The organism is Njordella aestuarii (assembly GCF_056494165.1).
Genome location: NZ_CM151397.1, coordinates 2,763,919 through 2,786,582, shown reverse-complemented (window position 1 = coordinate 2,786,582; position 22,664 = coordinate 2,763,919). Strand labels below are relative to the sequence as shown.

At 51.2% G+C, this 22,664-nt stretch carries 23 protein-coding genes; 6 read left to right on the top strand and 17 right to left on the bottom strand.

The window, feature by feature from the left end; translation table 11 throughout:
* Positions 1–2: 2 nt before the first annotated feature.
* The 13 genes from nuoL to SH451x_RS10740 form a co-directional block, all read right to left on the bottom strand.
* Positions 3–1,961 carry an NADH-quinone oxidoreductase subunit L gene (gene nuoL, locus SH451x_RS10800; protein ID WP_479362468.1) on the bottom strand — a complete coding sequence of 653 codons (1,959 nt, stop codon included), beginning with the start codon at positions 1,959–1,961 and terminating at the stop codon, positions 3–5.
* Positions 1,954–2,448, bottom strand: a complete 495-nt coding sequence (nuoK, locus tag SH451x_RS10795) for an NADH-quinone oxidoreductase subunit NuoK (protein ID WP_479362467.1) — start codon at positions 2,446–2,448, stop codon at positions 1,954–1,956. The genes nuoL and nuoK overlap by 8 nt, the downstream gene beginning before the upstream one ends.
* Positions 2,445–3,203, bottom strand: a complete 759-nt coding sequence (locus SH451x_RS10790) for an NADH-quinone oxidoreductase subunit J family protein (RefSeq protein ID WP_479362466.1) — start codon at positions 3,201–3,203, stop codon at positions 2,445–2,447. The genes nuoK and SH451x_RS10790 overlap by 4 nt, the downstream gene beginning before the upstream one ends.
* Positions 3,204–3,263: 60 nt before the next feature.
* Positions 3,264–3,929, bottom strand: a complete 666-nt coding sequence (locus SH451x_RS10785; RefSeq protein ID WP_479362465.1) for a NuoI/complex I 23 kDa subunit family protein — start codon at positions 3,927–3,929, stop codon at positions 3,264–3,266.
* Between the two features lie 26 nt (positions 3,930–3,955).
* Positions 3,956–5,113 (bottom strand): NADH-quinone oxidoreductase subunit NuoH, encoded by a 1,158-nt coding sequence (gene nuoH, locus SH451x_RS10780; RefSeq protein WP_479362464.1) that lies wholly within the window; start codon positions 5,111–5,113, stop codon positions 3,956–3,958.
* Positions 5,114–5,165: 52 nt separating this feature from the next.
* The gene (locus SH451x_RS10775; RefSeq protein WP_479362463.1) at positions 5,166–6,890 is read right to left on the bottom strand and encodes an NADH-quinone oxidoreductase subunit G; all 1,725 of its coding nucleotides are present in this window, start codon (positions 6,888–6,890) and stop codon (positions 5,166–5,168) included.
* 39 nt (positions 6,891–6,929) lie between these two features.
* Entirely contained in the window at positions 6,930–8,264 is a 1,335-nt protein-coding gene (gene nuoF / locus SH451x_RS10770; RefSeq protein ID WP_479362462.1) for an NADH-quinone oxidoreductase subunit NuoF, read from the bottom strand.
* Positions 8,261–8,743: an NADH-quinone oxidoreductase subunit NuoE family protein gene (locus SH451x_RS10765; protein ID WP_479362461.1), complete on the bottom strand. Its 483-nt coding sequence runs from the start codon at positions 8,741–8,743 to the stop codon at positions 8,261–8,263. Before SH451x_RS10765 ends, nuoF begins: the two co-directional genes overlap by 4 nt.
* A complete protein-coding gene (locus SH451x_RS10760; protein ID WP_479362460.1) occupies positions 8,740–9,960 on the bottom strand; it encodes an NADH-quinone oxidoreductase subunit D in 1,221 nt (406 codons plus the stop codon). The genes SH451x_RS10765 and SH451x_RS10760 overlap by 4 nt, the downstream gene beginning before the upstream one ends.
* 33 nt (positions 9,961–9,993) lie before the next feature.
* The gene (locus tag SH451x_RS10755) at positions 9,994–10,482 is read right to left on the bottom strand and encodes an NADH-quinone oxidoreductase subunit C (RefSeq protein WP_479362459.1); all 489 of its coding nucleotides are present in this window, start codon (positions 10,480–10,482) and stop codon (positions 9,994–9,996) included.
* Positions 10,483–10,530: 48 nt separating this feature from the next.
* Positions 10,531–11,133 carry an NADH-quinone oxidoreductase subunit B gene (locus SH451x_RS10750; RefSeq protein WP_479362458.1) on the bottom strand — a complete coding sequence of 201 codons (603 nt, stop codon included), beginning with the start codon at positions 11,131–11,133 and terminating at the stop codon, positions 10,531–10,533.
* The gene (locus SH451x_RS10745) at positions 11,118–11,384 is read right to left on the bottom strand and encodes an NADH-quinone oxidoreductase subunit A (protein ID WP_479362457.1); all 267 of its coding nucleotides are present in this window, start codon (positions 11,382–11,384) and stop codon (positions 11,118–11,120) included. The genes SH451x_RS10750 and SH451x_RS10745 overlap by 16 nt, the downstream gene beginning before the upstream one ends.
* 245 nt (positions 11,385–11,629) lie before the next feature.
* Entirely contained in the window at positions 11,630–11,788 is a 159-nt protein-coding gene (locus tag SH451x_RS10740) for a hypothetical protein (RefSeq protein ID WP_479362945.1), read from the bottom strand.
* On the opposite strand from SH451x_RS10740, the gene SH451x_RS10735 reads away from it, so the two are divergent.
* From SH451x_RS10735 to SH451x_RS10725, 3 genes are all read left to right on the top strand, one after another.
* A complete protein-coding gene (locus SH451x_RS10735) occupies positions 11,746–12,468 on the top strand; it encodes a phosphatidylserine decarboxylase (RefSeq protein ID WP_479362456.1) in 723 nt (240 codons plus the stop codon). The two genes, SH451x_RS10740 and SH451x_RS10735, sit on opposite strands and share 43 nt — an antisense overlap.
* A gap of 55 nt (positions 12,469–12,523) precedes the next feature.
* Positions 12,524–13,429, top strand: a complete 906-nt coding sequence (locus SH451x_RS10730) for a CDP-alcohol phosphatidyltransferase family protein (RefSeq protein ID WP_479362455.1) — start codon at positions 12,524–12,526, stop codon at positions 13,427–13,429.
* Positions 13,430–13,502: 73 nt separating this feature from the next.
* Positions 13,503–14,147: a class I SAM-dependent methyltransferase gene (locus SH451x_RS10725; RefSeq protein WP_479362454.1), complete on the top strand. Its 645-nt coding sequence runs from the start codon at positions 13,503–13,505 to the stop codon at positions 14,145–14,147.
* Between the two features lie 17 nt (positions 14,148–14,164).
* Here the strand turns inward: SH451x_RS10725 and SH451x_RS10720 are convergent, their stop codons facing one another.
* From SH451x_RS10720 to SH451x_RS10705, 4 genes are all read right to left on the bottom strand, one after another.
* Positions 14,165–14,989, bottom strand: a complete 825-nt coding sequence (locus SH451x_RS10720) for a glycerophosphodiester phosphodiesterase (protein ID WP_479362453.1) — start codon at positions 14,987–14,989, stop codon at positions 14,165–14,167.
* Between the two features lie 38 nt (positions 14,990–15,027).
* Positions 15,028–15,657 (bottom strand): nitroreductase family protein, encoded by a 630-nt coding sequence (locus SH451x_RS10715; RefSeq protein ID WP_479362452.1) that lies wholly within the window; start codon positions 15,655–15,657, stop codon positions 15,028–15,030.
* Positions 15,658–15,903: 246 nt separating this feature from the next.
* On the bottom strand, positions 15,904–18,102 hold the full coding sequence (locus SH451x_RS10710) for a serine/threonine protein kinase (protein WP_479362451.1): 2,199 nt from the start codon (positions 18,100–18,102) through the stop codon (positions 15,904–15,906).
* A 6-nt stretch (positions 18,103–18,108) separates the two neighbouring features.
* On the bottom strand, positions 18,109–18,720 hold the full coding sequence (locus SH451x_RS10705; RefSeq protein WP_479362450.1) for a sigma-70 family RNA polymerase sigma factor: 612 nt from the start codon (positions 18,718–18,720) through the stop codon (positions 18,109–18,111).
* Positions 18,721–18,956: 236 nt separating this feature from the next.
* Between SH451x_RS10705 and SH451x_RS10700 the strand changes: the two genes are divergently transcribed.
* The 3 genes from SH451x_RS10700 to SH451x_RS10690 all read left to right on the top strand — a co-directional run bounded on the left by SH451x_RS10700 (position 18,957) and on the right by SH451x_RS10690 (position 22,658).
* The gene (locus tag SH451x_RS10700) at positions 18,957–20,927 is read left to right on the top strand and encodes a CotH kinase family protein (protein WP_479362449.1); all 1,971 of its coding nucleotides are present in this window, start codon (positions 18,957–18,959) and stop codon (positions 20,925–20,927) included.
* A 208-nt stretch (positions 20,928–21,135) separates the two neighbouring features.
* A complete protein-coding gene (locus tag SH451x_RS10695) occupies positions 21,136–21,936 on the top strand; it encodes a polyphosphate polymerase domain-containing protein (protein WP_479362448.1) in 801 nt (266 codons plus the stop codon).
* Between the two features lie 53 nt (positions 21,937–21,989).
* Positions 21,990–22,658, top strand: a complete 669-nt coding sequence (locus SH451x_RS10690; protein ID WP_479362447.1) for a DUF4956 domain-containing protein — start codon at positions 21,990–21,992, stop codon at positions 22,656–22,658.
* Positions 22,659–22,664: the final 6 nt, after the last annotated feature.

Genomic DNA, 22,664 nt, shown 5'->3' with positions numbered 1-22,664 from the left:
ACTTAAAAGGCGATCAAATAAACCGCCAACGCCGTAATACCAATTGCAGTGTAGGTAGCGTACGAAGGAACTCGACCCGACTGAAAACGACGCAAAGCTCCACCCAATGCACCTGGAATTGATCCCAGCATCGTAGCGAGATTGTCGACGATCGCACTATCGAACCAACCAAGCACTGCTCCAAAGAGCTCCATCGGAATCACAATAACTTTGTGATAGACCCAGTCGATATAGAGCCTGTCCTTGGCGAAGCTTACAAACCAATTCGCCTGGTGCGAGCGACCATCGTCGGCCGTTCCCAGAGCGTACCAAGCATAGCCAATTCCGACCCCGAGAACGGCAAGTACTGCTGACCAAAACATGACCATCAGGTTTACATTATGTTCAACTTTAACCGCAGCTTGGACCGGAGTGTATTCGATGTAGTGGAACAACCAGCCGGTGAGTTCCAGAACGCCACCAACCAAGATGCTGCCAACCGCCAGCACGATCATCGGTATATACATCGCTGTTCCGGCGTCGTGAGGATGATGCCCAGCTTCTTCCGGAAGCAACTCTTTTCCCCAAAACGTACGGAAGTAGGAACGTGACGTGTAGATTGCTGTAAGTAAAGCGGTGAAAAAACCCACCATCGCAAGCGTTTTGAAGTGGATCCCGTATTCTGGATTTTGCCCTGCATCAACCAGAACGGAAATGACCGCATCTTTGCTAAAGAAACCCGAGAGCAGAGGCAAACCAGCAAGCGTCGCGGCCCCAACGGCAAATAACCAGTGAGTTCTCGGCAACACCTTCCGCAGACCGGAAAACTTCCGCATATCGATGATGTCACCCATGGCATGCATTACGGAGCCGGCTGACAAAAACAAAAGTGCCTTAAAAAACGCATGCGTTACTAGATGGAACATGGCCGCCCACACCGCGAGCATCATAAGCTCTCGATCGCAACCGGCCCCCAACGCCATAAACAAGTACCCAAGTTGGCTTACGGTCGAGTAGGCCAGGACGCGTTTCAAATCATCTTGGAACAATGCCATAATTGCTCCGATGACCGCCGTGATGCCACCTAAGTAGCCAACCAATAGCAACACGTCCGGGACGTAGATCAAAACCGGAGCCATTCGCGAAACGAGGTAAACTCCGGCGGTAACCATTGTTGCCGCATGTATCAATGCACTAACAGGGGTTGGACCTTCCATCGCGTCCGGAAGCCAAACGTGAAATGGGAACTGAGCAGATTTTCCGATCGCACCAATAATCAATCCGATACCTATCCAATACAGTGCAATAGGATGGTTCATCGACAGCTCTTGTGCTGCGCGAAAGATAAGATCGAAGTCGTAACGCTGGAGAACGGAAACGTCCCGACCGACCGAAGTTAAGCCGACAAAGTAGCCGATCGAGAGTATCGCCAACAAGAAAGCCACATCAGCCACTCGATTCACCAAGAATGCCTTTGTAGCTGCCGCAGCTGCCGATGGTTTCTTAAACCAAAATCCGATGAGAAGATAACTGCATGTTCCGACACCTTCCCAAAACGCATACAGCAGCAACAAATTGCTCGCCATCACGAGCATAGTCATTGCGAATACGAAACTGCAAAAGACGGCAAAGTAACGTGCGTAGCCAGGATCGCCTTTCATATACTCGTGCGAGTAAATGCAGACGAGAGTGCTGATGGATGTTACGACAGTCAATAATGTCAGCGTGAGCGTATCGATGCGCAGCGAAATGTCGATCGCCGTATTGCCGACCTGCAGGAATCGATAGCCTTCAAAGACCCGTGCGGCTTCGGAAGGTGTGTAGAAAACTAGCAGGCAGAATGATGCGAGCGCCGCAAGCCCAAGCGCCAGGATAGCAGGTAGGTGAGCAATCTCGCGATCACCTCGCAAGCTGAGTACAAAACAGACGATTGCCCCAAATAAAGGTGTTAGAGGAACCAACCAAGCGAAAAAATCAAGCACGACCAGTCACCTCTTCTTTATCAGCATCTTGCGAATATGGCCGATTCCAACCTTCCGCTCCGCGCGCCGGGATCGGCGACAAAGCTGGATCTAGACCAGCCGGTGTCAAAGTCGGAAATTCCGTAACGTCTTCCACTACCGAAACCGCTCGCTCCGCTTCTGGCTGAGTAACCAAGTCGTTTAGTCGACTCCACACACGAATGTCCAATGTTGGCTTGCGGCGGAACAGCGATGTAACCATTGCTAGCGCCAGTGCCGCTTCACATGCAGCAACAGTCAAGATCATGATGGTAAACACCTGCCCTTGGTAGTTGTGATGAAAACGCGAAAATGCAACTAGATTGATGCTAACACCCGCCAGCATCATCTCCAGCGACAAGAACATCAGGATCATTGATCTGCGCGTGAGAAACCCTAACAATCCAAAGGCGAAAACGACGCCACCGAATGCTAATAAGTTCTGCGTTACCGTGATATCTAAGCTCATGGTGTGTCCGCCTCCGCAGATCTCGACGCCACGCTAATCGCTCCAATGGTCGCGACCAGCAACAACGTCCCAGCAATTTCAACTGTGAAAAGGTAGTCGGTATAAAGCCCGCGACCAAGTTCGGCGGTACGCGAAGGTGCCGGTAGCGTAATAGCAGTCGAGTGCGGTCTAGTTGATAGTGCGTCTGCAGTCACAGGAACTAATTCGGTATTAAGAATACTGTAGTAAATCAAACCCAACACAACCGCCGCGATAATCCCAGAGACTATCGGAGTGTTTAACTTCAAGTCATAAGTCTGTAAATGGCCCTGTTGCGCGAACATCAGAACAAACAGGAAGATAATAATGGTCGCTCCGGCGTAAACGATCATTGTGGCGGCCGACACGAAGTAAGCGTACTGCATAAAGAGGATGCCACAGCTTGACAAAATCGTAGTTGCAAAACCGAGAGCAGCGTAAATGGGTTCGCGTATCGTCACGAAACTGACAGCACCAGCGGTCGCCAGTCCGAAGAAGAGAACCATGACCAAATTGTCCAGCGAAGTCACCTGATGCCACGTCGCGAGTAGTCCCGCCGCTATCAGCAGCACGATCCCGACTACCATCGCACCACGACTGCGAAGTGCGCCATACTGCAGCGCGATGTAGCCCAGGAGTCCAAGCAGAATGCACCAGAACCCCATCAGCGACCAATCGGGAACACCGAGTTTGTCGAGCGTTGTTTGAGCTAGTGGAATATTGAACGTACTAAACACAACAAGTCTTTTTAGGTAAAGCGATCAAATGAAAAAGCAAACTCTTAACTTCTGTCAAAATTAACCTGGCCGTCCACGTCCAGGCGGCGGTGGCGCGTTCCTCCCAGACTCAGCAACCTCAGACGCTGGTCCCAGCTGGCCTCGATGCGTTCGAACTGGATCCTTCCCGGCCTCCTTCGTCTCATCAAAGACTTTCAGCAATTTCTCTTTGTCGAACATCATTTGCTCACGGCTCATACCAGTGAGGTCGTAAATGCTAGTGAGTTCGATAGCGTCAACGGGGCACGCTTCTTCGCACATGCCGCAATAAATGCATCGCAGTTCGTCGATAACGAACGTGGCAGGATACTTATCACGGTCAGCCCAATTCGGATCGTCCTTAGGTGCCGCCGCAGCATGAATCTCGATACAGTTTGCCGGACAAGCCGTCTGGCACAAGAAGCACGCAACACACTTGACCCGCCCCTTGTCATCGCGATTCAAGCGATGAACCCCACGATAATTTGGCGGCATCTCAGGTTCAACTTCTGGATATTGCCGCGTCGAACGCTTTGTGAAGCTGAACGCATGTTTCAGCGCGGTCATAACACCTGACGCAATAGCTGGCAAGTATAGTGCCTCGGAAAGCGTCATTTGCGGATCTTCCGCGTAGACCACATGCTTGGTCTTTTTCTTTACTTTGGCGTCGCCAGACTCTACAGGCGCATCAGTTGGTAGTGTACTCATAATGTTTTTTGTTTAAGCAGGCGGTCTTAGGCGGCTGTAGGCTCCAAGGTTGCACTCTCGCTCGTCGATGCGATCGTTTGCTTCAGTTGATGCACATTCCACATGCCAGCCACCAACAATGCAACCAATGAAAAGATTGCAAGCGGCCAAGTCGGCAATCCAAAACTAAGAACCACAGCGACAGCGACAAGATTCGCCAGTCCAAGCGGGATTAGACCCTTCCATGCCAACCCCATCAACTGATCAAAGCGGAATCGAGGCAGCGCCCAACGCAACAGCATGATGAACGCAACGACAAAGCCAACTTTGACGAGCAGAATCAAAACTCGCAAAAGATTCGCGGCCAACGTTCCGTCACCAGCGCCGACTATGCCCGCAAAGTGCCAGCCTCCGAAAAATAACAACACCGTCAGGAAACTGACCGTTACCAGGTGTGTGTATTCCGCGAGAAAGAACAGCACGAATTTGATCCCACCGTATTCCGTATGAAACCCGCCCACCAGTTCCTGCTCACATTCGGGCAAATCGAATGGCAGACGATTCGTTTCGGCCAGTGCACTCGTAAAGAAAATGATCAGAGCAAGTGGTTGCCACCAAATATTCCAATTTGCAATCCCATCGCCCTGCGCGGCCACGATCTGTTCGATGTTCAACGATCCAGAGACAGCGATCACGCCCAGCACCGATAGTCCCAGTGGAATTTCATAGCTGATGAATTGCGCACAAGAGCGGATGGCACCGTAGAGCGAATACTTATTGTTCGAAGCCCAACCGCCAAGGATAATGCCGTACGCAGACAGGCTGCTAATCGCGAACATCAGCAACAATCCGATATCGACACCCGGCGCTACGATAAACCTAAAGCCTTCTACGTAATCGACAGGTACCGGGCCGTACGGCAAAACCACCAACGCAAACATCGCAGTCATCAAACTGAAGGTCGGCGCTACCACATACAAAAGCTTGTGCACGTGCTGCGGAATGACCTGCTCTTTCAGAAAGATCTTGATCCCATCCGCGATGGCTTGGAACAGCCCGAAAGGACCGACACGATTTGGTCCCAGGCGATCTTGCACTGCAGCCGACAGCTTCCGTTCAATAAAAGTCATGTACAAACCTAATACAGGCACGAACGCCAAAATGACGCCGATTGCCGCTAAGGTTGGCCAAAGTTCAGACCACATGCGATTCATTACCTAAACAAAAACTTGACGTGAAGAACGAATAAACAGACGTCTACAAAACTGCGACCGGTTTAGGTTGCGAAACCAGCACGACTCCATGCGAACCTAAATCACCGACCGAAAGTGCCGCGAACGCCGGCAGTTTTTCGGCAATCTCCTGTCGAAGAAGGCGAGCGTTGAAAAGCCCCTTCCGTTCGCTCAACTCCATTAAGATGCGACCGTCAGGCCGAGCATCTCCAGGACAGCGGACCGCAGGCTTGACCGATTGAGCCAGCATGGAATGATTCACGAAGCAGCCATCTTTCTCGAGATACGCGGCCCCGGCCAGCAGGATATCAGCATGGTTACTCAGTTCTGATGACAAAATATCTTGAACAATGACAACGCTGGCAGCTTCCGCGATGGCTAAAATTCTGCTGTCGACCCAATTCGGTGGATAACCACCAACAACATAAAGCGTTTCAATCTGCGAGCTTGTTTTAACTACGTCATCAAACGAGACCACTTTGCCTTCAAAGTGCTTCAACACTAGCTCAACGCCACGACGATTCGGAGCCTTCTCGGAGCGGATGATGAACTTCGCATTCTCGGGAGCAACTGATTGACCGTTGGGCAGCTTTGGAAATACGTCATCTTTTCCAGTGTCAGCGACTGGCCCCAATGCAAGCCGAATCGATTTGTTGACGGACTTGATGTAGTTCGCCAGAAGGTAAGCTTCTTCCACGGTCATCATCGGCGACAGCAAGACGGTAAAGCCACTGGCATTTTTCGCGGCTGCTTTGGCAATGCATCGGCGAGTGATCGCCAGCACATCGACCCATGGATCAGCGTAAGCCAAATCGGCGATTGCTTTCCCATTAGCATTGCTTCCATTCGTGCCAGGGACGCTGAGCAATGTTTTTACTTTTTCATTGACGCTCGGTCTAGTTATTCGAGCGTCGTCGTTGATGTACTTGAACCCAAACCGGCCTTCGTCGCACATAAAGTGCCCTTGAGCTTTGGGGTTATGTCTCGGACGCAAGCGATAGACTTTATTTTCGTTCTGATCAGCTTCGATACTGCAGCCCGTCGAGCAATTTGCGCAAACGGAATCTTGGGATTTAAGCCACCAAACACGCTTCTTATAAAGAAAGTCTTTGCTGCAGAGTGCTCCTACCGGACAAAGATCGACTACGTTTCCAGCCAACTTATTATTGCAAGGCGTATCTGCGAAAACGTCGATCTCTTCAACGCTCCCTCGCGCAACCACTTGCAACTCAGCCGTCCCGCTGATCTCCCGGGTAAAGCGAACGCAGCGTGTACACATGACACAGCGATCCGTGAACAGAGCTATTTGTTCGCCGATATGGTACTTGTCCATCCGCTGAACTTTAGGCTCATCTAACCGGCTGTGCGCCTTGCCATACTTATAAGTGTAATCCTGCAAATAGCATTCACCCGCTTGATCGCAGATAGAGCAATCGAGAGGATGATTCAGCAGCAACAGCTCAAGCGTCATTCCCTGGCTGGATTTGACCTTTTCCGAATCCGTTTTGATGACGACATTATCTCGCACCGGAGTTTGGCAAGCTGGCATCAGCTTGGGCCCCATGACCACGGTACCGTCTTCTTTGCGCTCGCCCACCTCCACTAGACACATACGGCAGGAAGCGACCACCGACAGCTCATCATGCCAACAGTAGTGCGGGATCTCTACGCCCGCGCGACGCGCAGCTTGGATAAGGTTGTCCTTCGGACCCGCTTCGACTTCGATATCGTTGACGATGATCGTCGGCATGGAAAAATAATTGCTTTAAAGGGGAACAAACAAGTTAGCTTAATGCGCACCGGCAAGAACAGGAGCGGCGCTTCTACGTCCAGACGTAATGTACTCTTCAAATTCAGGGCGAAACTTCTTCAGTGCAGTCTTGATCGGCCACGCCGCACCGTCAGCAAGTCCACAGATCGTCGTCCCGGGAATCGTGCCGATCGACGCGGAGATCTCCATCAAGGTATCCAAGTCTGACAGTTTGCCATGTCCGGCGCGAATTCGATCTAGAATTTTAGTGGACCACGCCGTACCTTCGCGGCAAGGCGTACATTGCCCGCACGATTCGTGAGCAAAAAATCTGCAGGCATTGTGCAGTGCGTCAATCATGCATGTTTGGTCGTCAAGCACGATGACCGCCGCGGTCCCAAGACCCAAACAACCAACTGAGCCTGGACCAGAGAAATCGAGCTTGATATCGAGTTCGTCAGCGGACATAAAGCCCATGCTGATACCACCCGGCACCACAGCTTTGACGCCTCGGCCCTTCCAAACTCCACCAGCATGATTGTCAATCAAGTCTCGCGCTGTGACGCCCAGCGGCAATTCAAAAAGCCCTGGCTTATTCACATGCCCTGAAACGCAGTACAATTTCGGACCATATGATCCTGCATCGCGAGGATTGTTAGGATCCTTGGCGATGCCCATCGTCTGGAACCACTCGGCGCCATGCTTCAAAATGTGCGTCACACAGGCCATCGTCTCGACGTTATTGAGCACAGTTGGACGACGGAAGGCACCTTCGATGGCTGGGAACGGCGGCTTAATGCGCGGCCAAGCACGTTTGCCTTCGAGCGACTCAATCAATCCCGTTTCTTCACCGCAGATATACGCACACGCCCCGCGGTGCAGATAAATATCCAGACTGTAGCCCGAGCCGAGAATGTTTTTTCCTAACAAATTGTTGGCGTACATCTCGTCGATTGCTTTTTTCAGCGTTCGATAGCAGCGACCATACTCGTACCGCAAATAGAAGTACGCTGTAGTCGCCTTGGTAGCGTACGAGCCAATCACGATGCCTTCGAGAACCTGATGCGGGTCTTCCTCGATAATGACTCGATTGTTAAACGTACCAGGCTCACTCTCGTCACCGTTGATACACATGTATATCGGACCCTGCACGTTCTTTGGTAGGAACGTCCACTTCAATCCGGTCGGAAAGCCTGCTCCACCTCTGCCGCGAAGGCCCGAGGCCTTCACCACTTCGACCACTTCCTCAGGCTGCATCGACAAAGCTTTTTTCAAGGCTTCGTAGCCGCCGTCAGCGCGATACGTATCGATCGACTGACTATTTTCTTGATGAATCCGCTTCAGAAGTGCTGGTTCGAAAGTTTGACTGTTCATGATTTAAGACTCTCCGAGAGCTGGTTTTCGACTTTCTCAGGGGTCATGTTCAAGGAGAGTTCGTCATCGACCAAGATGCAAGGAGCGCCATCACAAGCACCCAAGCATTCGGCAAGCTCCAGGGTCACGCTTCCATCGGTACTTGTCCCGCCGGGCGTCAAACCCCAACGCTCGCAAAGATCAGCCAACAACTGTTCACCACCGCGAAGCATGCACGGAAGCGAGCGGCAAACCCAAACGCGTTTCGCACCGATCGGGTTTTCCTGCGTGCGAAAGTACCCATAGAATGACAACGTATCATGAATTTGCGCCGGAGCGAGCTCCAGCATTTCGGCAATCTCTTCGATCGCTTGATTCGATACGCATCGCTTCTGGTCGTGAATCATGTGCAAAGCGGGCAGCGTAATCGCTTGTTTAGTAGGGTAGCGGTCAAACAGCTCCCTGATTTTTTGTTTTGTGTCTTCAGTCAATTCACTCATCGGTCAAGCTCCGCCGCGATAATATTAATGCTACCCAGAACTGCTACCACGTCACTCAACATGCAACCACGGATCATTAGCGGGAACAACGCAAAATGCAAAATGGAAGGCGGACGAGTGCGAGCCCGATACGCAGTAAAGGTGCCGTTTCCAGCAATGTAATAACCAAGCTCTCCATTGGGAGATTCCGTGGCTGCATAAATGCCGTCTCGAGGAGCTTCCATCTGCCGGTTCGGCATAATGTTTTCGAAGTGGTGGATGAGCCCCTCAATACTACGGTAAACCTCGCGCTTATCAGGCAACCCCGCCTTCCCTTCCCCTTCGACGTAAATCGGACCGGAAGGCAAATTCTCGACCGCTTGATTGATGATCTTGATCGATTCCAGCATCTCCATCATGCGCACTTGAAAACGAGCATAACAATCGCCCGCCTTCGAGCAACAGATGTCGAAGTCCAGTTCATCGTACGCCAGATAAGGTTCGTCACGGCGCAAGTCTCGCTCGACACCGCTAGCTCTCGCGACCGGACCTGTCGCGCCGCCAGCAATCGCTTGCTCACGTGTCAACATGCCAACTCCCCGCGTCCGCTCGACAAAGATCCGATTCTTAAGTACCAGCCCGCCGAAATCGTTGTACGCCTTATGAAATGACTTTGTAAAGTCGCGCACCATACGGATCCAGTCGTCGGTCACGTCGTACAACAAACCGCCGACCCGCGTGTACGAAGTATGAAAACGCTGGCCCGATGCTCGTTCACAGATCTCGTAAATTTTCTCCCGTTCATTAAACGCATACATAAACGCAGTGACGCCGCCCAAGTCCAGGACGCACGCTCCCAGACAGAGCAAATGGTCGTGGATCCGCATCAACTCGGCAAAAATCGTTCGGATATATTTGCATCTTGGCGTTAATTCCAAACCTAACAACTTCTCGACAGCGTGATGCCAAGCGATCTCGTTGGCTAGCGGCGAGATATAGTTCATGCGATCTACAATCGTGACGTACTGATTGAAATCGAGCGATTCACCAAGCTTCTCAAAGCCGCTGTGCAAAAAACCTATGTCGGGCTCTGCATCCACGACCGTCTCGCCGTCAAGGTGCAAAACAAGACGTAGCGTCGTGTGCGTCGCGGGATGTTGCGGACCAAAGTTTAAAGTCCACAGACCATCACGACGGCGACTGCCTAAGTCTGGATTTTCAAGAAGTTCTAAAGCCATAGCGCTATTTTCTCGGATAACCGAAAACTTGAATTAACCTTCAGCACGAGTGATGACGGGGAAATTGTGACGCTCGCCACGCCCCTGTTGTGGGTAATCTTTTCGCAGCGGAAACGATGCGAACTCCTGAGGCAACAGAAGTCGCTTCAGATTGGGATGCCCCTTGAATACCACACCGAACATGTCGTAGCACTCTCGCTCCAACCAGTCTGCTCCAAACCAAATATTTGTTACCGTCGGAAGCTCAAGATCAGGTTCGTTTAAAAACGTTTTGATAGTCAACCGTTTGCCCGATTCTACGTCAAGCAAGAAGTACAAGACCTCAAATCGATCTACGGCGTCAAGCGTTTCTAAATGGTCCACTGCGGTCAAGTCGATCAGTTGGTTGAAACTGAGTTGATCACAACAGAATTTCAGAACATCCCACAACCTGTCGGCGGGAACCACAGCACGCTGCTGGTCGCGAAATGTCGACCAAACTGCGACGCCTGGGAATTGCTCGTTAATGGATTGTTCAACCATATGCCTACTAGCCAAAACCGCTTAACTTGATGAGTCGAAAGATGTCGTTTAGTGAATCGGATCGTAATCAGGCTCGTTGAGCTTGATGGAATTGCGTTCGCGAATACGCAACAATTCGTCTTCATCAAATCGTCCAGGCCCCTCAGCCGTATCACGACTGCGGAACTCTCGCGCGTTGATCGTACCGCTCTGCTTGATCTTGTCTTGCAAGTCAATAATGCCCCGAATCAACTGTTCAGGTCGCGGAGGGCAACCCGGCACGTAAAGGTCGACGGGAATAAAGCGGTCGACCCCTTGGACCACTGCGTAGGTATCGAAAACTCCGCCAGAGCATGCACAGGCGCCCATTGAAATGCACCATTTCGGCTCAGGCATCTGCAGCCATATTCGCTGCAGAACGGGAAGCATCTTCATGACAACGCGGCCAGCAACAATTAGCAGATCGCACTGCCGCGGCGAAAAACGCATGACTTCACTTCCAAAACGCGACAAGTCGTGACGCGATGCAGAAGCCGACATTAGCTCGATCCCACAACAAGCCGTTGCAAAAGGCATTGGCCACAAGCTGTTGGCGCGTGCCCAAGACGCCGCAGCGTCGAGTCGCGTCAAGAAGAAATTGTCGCCAAGCTGCTTGTTTACTTTTGTCGCCATTGGAACACTCCTTTACGTACGGCCACCAAATAGGCCAAAACAAGAGTCACCAGCAAAATCATCAGCACGATGAATACTGGTATATGGTATGCCTCTGGTACACCATCTGGACTCTTTAGCGACACTGCCCACGGATATAAAAACATCAGTTCAATATCAAACACCAGGAACAGTATCGCGATCAGATAGAATTTGATATCCAAAGGCTTGCGCGCATCACCAACCGGGTCCATACCCGATTCGTACGGCATGTCTTTAACTCGAGAAGGTCGACGTGGAGCGACCAAATGAGGTAAAACTAAAGAAATAACCGCGAAACCAATAACGGCTATTAGATAGATTAATATAGGTAAATGACTGGTCACGGCCAAAGCATGGTTGAATCGGATCCTTCACTTTGTGAAAACTTTCACAAAGTCAACGTCCGCATTGTATGCGGTTCGGAATGATTGTCATTACCCAAATTTCGCTACCTCATGAATTTTCTCTTACGAACTTAAACTGCCGCCGCACCTTCGTAGTCTCGGTAGGCTGCGTCAAGTCTTCCGACGATACGGTCAGCGATACAAAAGTCGGATTCTGCATCATTGGCAGAACTACCTTCGAGAGCTGATGCAATTGCCTCTGAGAATGACTCGGGACGCGATTTACCCACGGTCCATTGGCATCCCGACGCTTTTCAATAGAACGATTGTATTACGAAGCGTTTTTGCGATATCGAATTTTGGAAGCAACCTGAAACGCTCCAACGGATCGCTAATGAACTTGACATATCCTGCAAGAATTTCGAACTGGTTCGTCGAGCAAGCGTACAGATGTATTTCTCAGGCTCGATGCTTGCTCCTACTGAAGCGTCGACTGCGCTCCACAAGAAACCGTGCCTCGAATTCCGCTGCTGAGTCAAGGTTTTCGGCCGGTTCGCGGGAAGACTCCTGCGGAGTTCCGAGACCGGTTGGTCGTAGCCCAAGTGCTGCGAGACTGGAATTGGTAGCTCGCGGCGACGTTCCTGCATGCAACGAATCCCATAGCCGCCCCATTTGGCGGATCGCGGAAACGTTTGGCGGGCGCGTTGTTTGCTGGTGTACATCAGCATGTCATATCCTAAGACGAAAAAATTTTGGTATGATCAAGATCGGCTCGCGGACAGAGATGATCGTGCCGTATAATCCCACATCCCTGCTAGCAGTTGTTATTGACGACAAAGTGCGTGCCGGCGACACGGTAATGGCTCGGATATCCGAGGAAGCGAAACACAGCAATGCTCCCGAGAAACCTTCGCAAGCAACGCAGCTCTGGTTTGACGACCGGGCAACGGAGCCCGGCAATGCCCCCTGACTTAATGCGAGAGAAAAAACGTTCGACAGTGCGGCCAGAACGCAGAAAACTTAGTATGGCTCTGCGATTTCGTCGAACATCGATTCCTCGTAAGCGAAGGCGTCCACCTCCCGGCGCTGTCCCGTCTACCTTGACGCTCAGCAATGGTGTGTGCGGGGTGATTAGCATTGCTTTTTCGACGAATGCCTTAATCGAACTACCGCCGCATCGAGCTATTTTCTTTGCAGCCGTATTCGTCTTCATAGGCATGCTCTTCGACATGATGGACGGACAGGTTGCCCGTCGACTGAACCAGATGAGCAGCTTCGGGACACAGCTCGACAGCCTTTCCGACGCCGTAACGTTCGGTGCCGCGCCTGTATTTATCCTGTTGGGGATGGATGGGTTCTTTCCCAAATGGCTGCTCTTTCCATTCGGAATTATGCATTTGGTTTGCGTGTTGTTGCGACTCGCTAGATTTAACGTTCAAACCGACGAAAACGATACGCACGAGTTTTTTAGTGGATTGCCCTCGCCCGCCGCTGCCGGTGTCATAACATCTTTCGCAATCGGACTCCACGGGCTGCACCGTTGGGATGATCCAGGTGCGGCGGTATTTGTCCAAGAGATTGCTCACAGCGTCGAATATGGAATCATGTTCGCTGTCCCCCTCTTATCGCTTGTGATTTCCGCCTTAATGGTTTCCAAGATCAGTTATCGCCATATTGCAACGCGGTGGCGTGGCCGACGCTTCCGATATTATCAGTTGACGCGGGGCGCTATCATCATACTGGCGACTGTTTTGCTGCACGAATTAGCGTTGGCGTTGGCCTTTTGCATTTTCGCGTTCGAGCCAGCAATCAATGCGTTAATCCGAAAAATTCGCATGGGGGGAACCACACCTGACCCCGTCGGCGCTGTAAGCTTATCCAACAGCGATACTGCAGTCGTGGATAGTGCTCGGCCAGAGAGTCAAACCTAGGCTCGATGATAGAGTGTTGTGCAGTTAATTTTTGAAGCTTATTTCACAGAGAAGAATAAAGTTTAACCGTTCTATGGATTCTGTTGCTTTAAAGACCTCGCCCAGTGGAAGCAGGGTCTATCATCAATTCGCAGGGTATTACGACCGCGTCTTTTCGTCCGTCTACGAGCGACGCATTCAGGACACTATCCGTGCCTTGAACATTCAGCCGGACGAGAAGGTTCTCGAAGTTGGCATCGGTACTGGTTTTTCTCTGCCGGCATATCCCAAAGATGCTCACGTGGTTGGCATCGACCTCTCTGAAAGCATGCTAAAAAAGGCCGAAGCCAGGGCGTCCCAATCACCCGCTCGCAACATCCAGTTGATGCAGATGAACGCACTTAATCTGGAATTTGACGAGAACGAATTCGATTACGTTATGGCGTTTCACGTCGTCAGCGTCATTGATGACGTGGAGCGATTGATGAAAGGCATTCACCGGGTGTGCAAGCCCGAAGGCAAGATTGTGATCATCAATCACTTTCGCAGTGAACGTTGGTGGGTCGCTCCGATTGTCGACATGATCAGTCCTGTAACCAAGAAGCTCGGCTGGCGAACGACGCTGCGGCGAGAAACCGTTTACCAATCGATTCCACTACGCGTGGAGCGAGAATACAAGACATCGCCAGCATCCTTGTTCACCGTCGCGATTGGTGAAAAGCTGGACATTTCTCAGTAGACGCAAACCGTCAAGAGTTAATCTTCTTCGATCGCAGACGCCTCAAACGCGTCCCGAATAAATTTGGGCCGGTTGGTGGTTATGCCCAGCGCGCCAAGCTGTCGGAAGTATGCTGCATCAACTTCAGAATCGATCGTCCATACGTGAAACTCATGCACGCCACCATGGTGAAGTTGTTCTAGGAACGTCTCGTTTACAACTTGGCGTTCTCCCTTCATACCAACTCCGTCTGCATCAATACTCTTGACCGTCTCCACGATGCTCTCGACGCTAGGACGCCAACTGCCTTGCTCGTTTTTGAAACTCGTGAGCCAGTGAGCTTTAATGGCTGGTAGCTGTTCTTTACACGCTTTGACTGTAGCTGCATCAAATGCGATTATTAATAGTTGACGGTCGCCAACATCGATTCGACTGAGTTCTTCTTTCAACAGCGGAACGATCTCGGGGCCAGTCTTAAGTTCGATGACGAAGAACTTTCCGTTGGGCACACAATCGAACACTTGTCGGAAGGTAGGAATTGGCTCGTTCGCAAACTGGTCAGACTTCCACATCCCATAGTCTAGCTTCCGCAGTTCTTCCAAAGTTGATTCGGCGACTAGCTTCTTGATACCTGTCGTTCGCAACGTATCGGCATCATGAATACATACTAACTGCCGATCGGCGGTGTAGTAAAAATCGCCTTCAATGCCATCGGCCTGCTGCTCAAAAGCGAGGCGAAATGCGCTCAACGTATTCTCGGGTGCGTCATAAGAAGCACCGCGGTGACCGACGATAATCTGGGCGTGCGTCATGTGAACAGTACAAAGTGCGAGAACGACAGGAATCAAGATTTTTCCAAACATAGGGGGGGCTTTCCTTGGAAGGTAAACAAACAAAAGCACTAGGGTTTCCAGGACTTTTCCCAATTGGAGCTGAAGACAAAATCTGCGATGGCCTTTCGCGAACGCGGCATCTCATCCCGCGATTCTAACCCTTCTTGGCCTTCAAGCGTTTCTTGCGAAGCGTACCCGACCGCGATTGCAGTCTGCGCGGTGAATCCTTTCGGAATCTTATATTCTTCAATGACTCGCTCTGGTTCAATTCCTGACATCTGGTGCACTGATAGTCCGAGTTTGGTGGCCTGGAGAGCAAAATGGGCGGCCGCTTGCCCCAGATCGTGCTGACTGACACGATTAGGTTTTCCGTTTTTGACGAACACGTCACTGGTCGCCGTCAAAATTAAAACGCTCGCAAATTTTGCCCACGCCTGATTCGGTTCTACGAGGCACCTCAGCATACGTGCGAACTCTTTCTGATCCTCCTTGAACGCGATAAGAAAAAACCAAGGCTGTTCATTGTAACTGCTCGCAGTCCAGCGTGCTGCGTCGAAGCACTGCTCGATGAGTTCAGGTGCAACAGTTTGATCTGCAAAACGATATGGACTCCATCGCCGCTGCATTTCTACTGGAATGGGATGAATCGTATGTGCTTCTTTGGGCTTAGGCAGAAAGATATCTTGTTCGTTGCTCATAGTTCTATTTCGCCGTTTCTGAGAGCCTGTCCAAATGGGGTCTGAGTCATTGGAGACGAGTCGATTTCAATTCTATATTGCATTGTCCGAGATAGTCAGACCGCATCTCGGATATGCAAACTCTACGTCGCATACTCAATTTATAGATGACAGGCAACTTGGATAGACGAAATCACCCGGAATGCTACGGGTGATCAGTTGCTCTGCGCTGCGAACATTTGAATACAGCCACAATTTTTATCGAAATCAGAAATGAGGCATGCCAGAATATGCCCTGAAATTGATATCTCCTTTAAAGACAGGGCCCGTCATCTTGTCCCAGACCTCGCGTTGATCTGCTGTTAAGATTTCAAGTAGTTCTGCCATCAGTTCGGCGATGGCTGCTTGATCGTCATTAGGCGCATCGCGAAAGCTCCGATCTCCTCGAGTTCGCGGTGGTCCGCTACTGCCTCGACTGTCGCTATCGAACCCACGGGGCGGTCGCCGTTGTGAACGAAAAAAATCTTGGATGGTCCCCGCGATCATCGATTTCTGTACTTGCGTCAACGAGAGTGCAGTGTTCACCCCCATATCTCGAAACGCGACTGGCCCCTGCACTTGCAATGCTATCTGGCTCAAGCGTTTGCGCTGGGCCGAAGTTAAGATTTTGGACAGCAGTTCGTCATTTTGCTTTGCAGCTGCAAGCACTTGTTCAAATGTCATGTGGTCATCCGAAAACCGTTCTCGATCAGGGCGTCCCGCGCCTGGCGGTGGCGGGCCACGATGATCCCATTCAAATCGATTTCGTTCATGCTCGGCAATGAACTCATTTATCTTTGTAAGTTGGTTGTCGTTGAGCTTGAGATCCAGCAGTACATCCGGCTCTCGCAGCAATGACGTTTCGCGATCGGCTTTGACCAAGGCGAGATCTGCAAGAATTTTTTGCACTCGATCTCGCGTAATCTGAAGATCTGCCTGCGCGGCGGGATCCTCCGAGCTTTCCTTGATAAATTCTTGGTAATATTGCAGCGCCGAATTTAGGAGTCGTTGACGTAAACCTTCTTCGAAAGGATTGTCTAGTAGTTCGTCTTCCGCCAGTGCGATCATTTCGTCGGCGGCTTTTTGAGCTAACTCGAGCCGCGTTTCCGCTTGCAGCTTTTGCCGCGTCACCGCCGCCGTGGTAACGCCTAACGCAATAACGGATACGAGCAAAACTAGTAGCGACGATGCGACAACCGATGGATGACGACGCATCCATTTGCGACACTGATCTACCATCGTTGGGCGGCGGGCAAGAATTGGTCGTTCCTCAAGAAACCTTCGCAAGTCGGCAGCCAAAGCGCCCGCAGTTGCATACCTTTCGTTTGGCAGATGCTCGATCGCTTTCAGCACGATCGTTTCCAGTTCGACTGGGATCGCACGGTCTATCTGACGCGGAGCCTTTGGACTATCGTTAAGAATATGATTAAGTAACTTCTGACGATCTTGCCCTTCGAAGATCGGCTTGTGGGTCAACAATTCATAGAGAGTAACCCCGAGCGAGTAGATGTCTGTTCGGTGATCGACGATTCCTCGTTGGCCAGACGCTTGTTCCGGGCTCATGTAACGCAGCGTTCCCAACAAATCGCCAGTCTGCGTAACTTGATTGTTCGCCGCCACGTGTGCCAAACCAAAATCGGTCACCCATACTTTACCGGTGGAATCTAGTAAAAGATTCGCGGGCTTTACATCCCGATGTACGATTCCGCAAGAATGAGCATACTCAAGCGCATCGGCGACCTGGGCGATCATTTCGGCGATGTGACGAAAACGATCCCGATGCTTGACCGAATCTCGGTAGGTCTTGGCTGTTTGTATCGTTGTATCGACGCGTGAAACAAGAGTTTGCGCATCGCCTGGACGAGCTTCTTGAGTGCGAAATTCAGTATCAGCATCTCCTGCAAGAACAGTGGAAATGGGTTGGCCATTGATGAGCTGCATTGCGTAGAAATGTGTACCCCGCTCGCATCCAACAGCGTATACTGGCACGATGTTACTATGATGCAGTTGGGCGGCTGCCTGAGCTTCTACGCGAAAACGCTGTAAGTGTCGATCATCTAAGGAAGCCGCAAATGGCAAAACCTTGACAGCCACGCGTCTGCCCAAGGAGAGCTGGATCGCTTCGTAAACAACCCCCATACCACCTCGACCGATCTCGCGGACAATGCGGAAGTCTCCCAAAGGTTGCGAGGAACTGATTGCATTTTCAGTCGAGTTTGGTCGACGCAACGAACAAGCGAGCTCGACACCTTCAAGGCATTCCTCTAGCTGAGCTCTTAACTCAGGGTAACGCTCGAGATATAGCTGTCGATCCGGAGACCGTCCCGATTCAAGCTCAACAAGGTACTCGCGCGAAATCTGGAGCAGACGACTTTCAACTTCGTCATCCTTAAACATATCTGTCGCATCGACGTTATCGTGAGTCATAGCACATCAAGCTCCAGTAAATTCTTTGCGAAGCTTTGTGAGCCCGCGCATCCATAGTTTTTCAACGCTGTCGACCGACTTTTCCAATCTGACTGCAATTTCGGGGAAAGTCAGACCTTCCAAATGCCGCAGGACCAACACGGCTTGGTAGTCCGGTGAAAGTCGCGATAAAGCGTCAACGACCAAACGCGACTGCTCGTCCCGCACGACCTGTTGGCTGGGAGACGAGTGGGGGTCAACAAACATCCCCGCCAGTGACATGGCAGACCGATCGAGGCCTTCGTGGATTTGTTGTTCGAGCCGAGCATTGCGCTGTTGAGTTCCTAGATAGTGGCGGATCGTGTTAGCCAGTCTTGCCGCCAAGATCGTTTTCAACCATGCCGTGAATTGAGGTTCCGAGTTGCCACGAAAGTTGGCGACGGCACGGTGAGCTTCTAAGTAGGTCTCTTGAACAATATCGGACGCATCCACTTTACCTCGCAAGTGTTGCCCAATTTGAACACTCGCCAACAGCTTTAACAAATTTCGGTAGGACGATAACAAGACGCCCAAGCTCCGCTCGTCCCCCGCCTTGGCCGCCTCGATCAAATTCTCGTAATCAATCGTGGAATCGTTCATGGAATGCCTTCGAATGAGTCGCTTGTCTTAGACCTATGTCACGTCGATCGGCCATAAACCGCCGGTATTTTTCTTAACAATTTCTTAACATTTCGCGGCGGTATCGTTAAAACTAACGTGACTTCGTCTGTACAGGATTGGTGGAACGCAACGTCGGCGAGCAGGAAGTTTGCCGTGAACTATAAAGCCGGACTCATCCGAGTCGGCCATTGTAACGAACCTTTAGGATAACTTTCATGTGGCAGAAAATTAGGTTGACCGCCTACGGATCCGCAGTTTTAGGGTCGTCTCTACTGGCAATTTCCGTTGCCCAGTCGCTGGCGCAAGAACCGCCTGGTGGCCCCCGGCAGCGCGGTTTCGGTCCAATGAACCAACCGGAAGTCAAATTAGTCGACAAGTTCGATGAAGATTCCAACGGATGGTTAAATAGCGACGAGCGTGCGAAAGCCCGGACGTTTTTAAAGTCGGACGAAGGCCAGAGTATGCGACCGCGTGGCCCCTTTGGCGGAGGCCCACCAGGCTTCGGTCCACCTGGCTTCGGGGGGCCGCCAGGTTTCGGTCCTCCTGAAGGACAACAACCACCAGGCGGCGATGCGTCTGCGGAGGCTCCGCGATCGCGAGAGAACGGAGCCCGCGCTGGTCGTGGCGGCCGTGGCGGGTTCGGCTTCGGAGGTCGGCCTCAAATCGAAACCAAGCCTGGTCCCAAAGTTGCCGTCACCGATGTGAAACCAATCGACGGCGAACTCTATAACCCAAGCGTACTCCGTACGATCTTCTTCGTCTTCGAAAACGATGACTGGGAGAGCGAACTGGAGGACTTTAAAGGAACGGACGTCGAGGTTTCCGCCACCATGACAGTCGACGGCAAAGAGTATCCCGGTGTTGGGATTCACTTTCGCGGCATGTCTTCGTATGGGATGGTGGGCTCTGGACAAAAACGATCACTGAATGTCGATGTCAACTTCCAAGACAGTGAACAACAGTTGTACGGGTACAAGTCGCTTAACTTGTTGAACGCGCACGAAGACGAATCGATGATGGGACCAGTGCTCTATGCGCACATTGCAGGCAAGTACATCCCGACCGCGAAGGCGAACTTCGTCAGAGTGGTGGTAAATGGCGAAAGCTGGGGCATCTATAATAACGTGCAACAATTCGACAAAGACTTTCTGCAAGAAAACTTTGAAACCACCAAAGGAGCGCGATGGAAAGTGTCTGGCTCGCCAATGGGAGGCGGAGGTCTCGAATACCTAGGAGACGATATTGAGCTTTATGAAGCCAAGTATGAACAAAAGTCAGGGGGCAAAAAAGAACTTAAAAAACTCGTTGAGTTCTGCCGAGTGCTGAACGAAACTCCGCTTGAGGATTTGGAAAGTAAGCTGGAGCCAATCGTTGACATGGACGGACTACTATGGTTCTTGGCGCTAGACAACGCGTTGATCAACTGCGATGGATACTGGATACGCGCTAGCGACTATAACATCTATCTTGACCCGAACGATAAATTCCACATCCTTCCACACGACATTAACGAAGCGTTTCGTAAACCCATGGGACCAGGCATGGGCGGTGGTCGAGGACGCGGACGAGGTCCTGGCGATGAACGAACCGCAGGTGGACCTCCAGGCTTTGGCCCTCCTCCAGGTTTTGGTCCTCCTGGCGGCTTCGGACCTCCAGATGGTTTTGGTCCTCCTGGTGGCTTCGGCCCACCCGAAGGTGATAGGCCTGGTCGCGGTCAAGGCGCAGGAAATGGCCCGAGGCCCAACGGTGGTCGCGGCGGTTTTGGCATGGGAATGCCCCAAGTTGACGGCGTAAAGTTGGATCCGCTTGTGGGACTCGACGACACGTCTAAACCGCTTCGGAGCCGAGTCCTCAGCGTCCCATCGCTGCAAACTCGTTACCTAAAGTTTGTTAAGCAGATCGCTGAAGAGTCCTTGGACTGGCAAAACTTGGGACCGTTCGTGGCGCAGAATCGTGAACTAATTAAACACGAAGTCGAACGCGATACACGCAAGCTTGGTTCGTACGAAGAATTTTTAGAAGCGACTGCGGATGACGCGTCCGATGAAACTGAAGAAACGGAGGAAACTGCGGAAGCGGGTCCGTTCGGTTTCGGGGGGGCGAAGCTGAGCTTGCGAGAGTTTGCCGATCAAAGACGTGACTACTTGCTCAACTACGAACCGACCACTGCGCCGGAGTCTAAATAATCAAGAGTTCATCGCTTGATCAAAGTTAAACTTAGCCGATTCTGCTTGGGAGTGCTTGCGATTTCCGCAATGACTACCAGCATTGCCAGTGCAGGCGAAAGATCGTTTAGCTCATTATGAAAAGTATGACGCGCCGGGTTGATTCCCGGCGCCTCGACGAATTACAAAAAGTAAAATTCAATTACCGGAAGAACTCGAAGTATCCCAAATGGAAAGTGGATCTGATTGCTGCGAACCAACCCCGACGAACGAAATAAAGGACGTACGGATTGAGTTAAAATATGCCATCTCACCAACACTTGCGGATGAGATTCGCTGTTGGGCTAGAGAGCATATGGAGCCAGACTGCAATGCGGACTGTTTGTCGGATGACACTTATGGCATTAGTTCGATTTACCTTGACACCCCCAATTTTGATATCTTCCATCGGAATTCCGACGTAACCAAACGCAAGCATCGCCTACGACGATACGGCAACAATGCTACGATATGGGTTGAGACAAAAAGAAAATCAAAGGACATAGTGCGCAAGAAGCGAACCGCAATATCGGCGGTTGAGATTGACAAACTGACCGCGGTATCAGATTTCTTGAATCTGCCTACCGAGGCAGAAAACTCGACTAGCATCACAAACGATTTTGCCGCCGAAGCATTCGCCGCGGAATGGTTTCGTCAGCGCGTCCAGAAACATCAGCTTAGACCATCAACGCTTGTTAGCTATGAACGCTTTGCAAGAATCGGACAGCTGGACACCAACCCAATCCGGTTAACAATCGATAGTCAGATTACTGGACAGAAAGTCGACGACTGGTATGTCCCGGCTTACTCGCGAGCTGGTGACATCCTTTTAGAAGAACAGCAACTTCTAGAACTAAAGTTTCAAGATGTCCTACCACCGCTTTTTAAGTCATTGCTACTCAAGTTTCCACTTGAACTAGCTTCATTTTCCAAATACCGTACCGCGGTTTCTCGATGCAGATCTATCTCCAACCTTGATCGCGTCGCGTAAATATCGGCCTGGAATCAGCCTCCGATTCACCTCGCTCTCGAAAGACCCTCTTAATGCTCGAATGGTTGACTTCCGATACCGGTGCTGCAATCTCCGTTCAGACCGTTATCGTTCGCCTACTTACCGCGTCTGTTGCTGGTTGGTTGGTATCACTGATCGCAAAACGTCGTAGCGATGATTTAAGCGATTCCACTTTGTCGATAACGTTGATGCTAATGTGCATTTTGATTGCGATGGCAACTCAAATCATCGGTGACAACGTCGCTCGTGCTTTCAGTCTGGTTGGGGCGTTGTCCATTGTCAGATTTAGGACCGCTGTTTCAACGACGCAGGATGTCGCGTTCGTGCTCGCGGCGGTAGTCGTCGGCATGGCAATCGGTGCAGGACAATACTACGTTGCCGCTATTGGACTTGTCATTATCGCAGGTGCTTCGTTTCTTCCAATTTCGACGAATGGAGCCAGAAACGAACTAAAAGGCAAACAACCCGAAAGCGTCAGATTAACCATCCAGGCGACGTTAGGCTCTACAAACACTTGGGCCGAAGTTCTGAAACGCTACTGCGCGAGCTACGAACTTGTTCTCGCAGAGACCGCGCGCCGTGGAAGTTCGATGATCTACGACTATCGCGTAAGCCTGTTCGAGGGGCTGCAGATCGATGAAGCGGTTAGTGCGTTTAGCCAGCTGCCTCAAGTTGAAACCGTATCGATCAAGAAAGCTTGATTAACC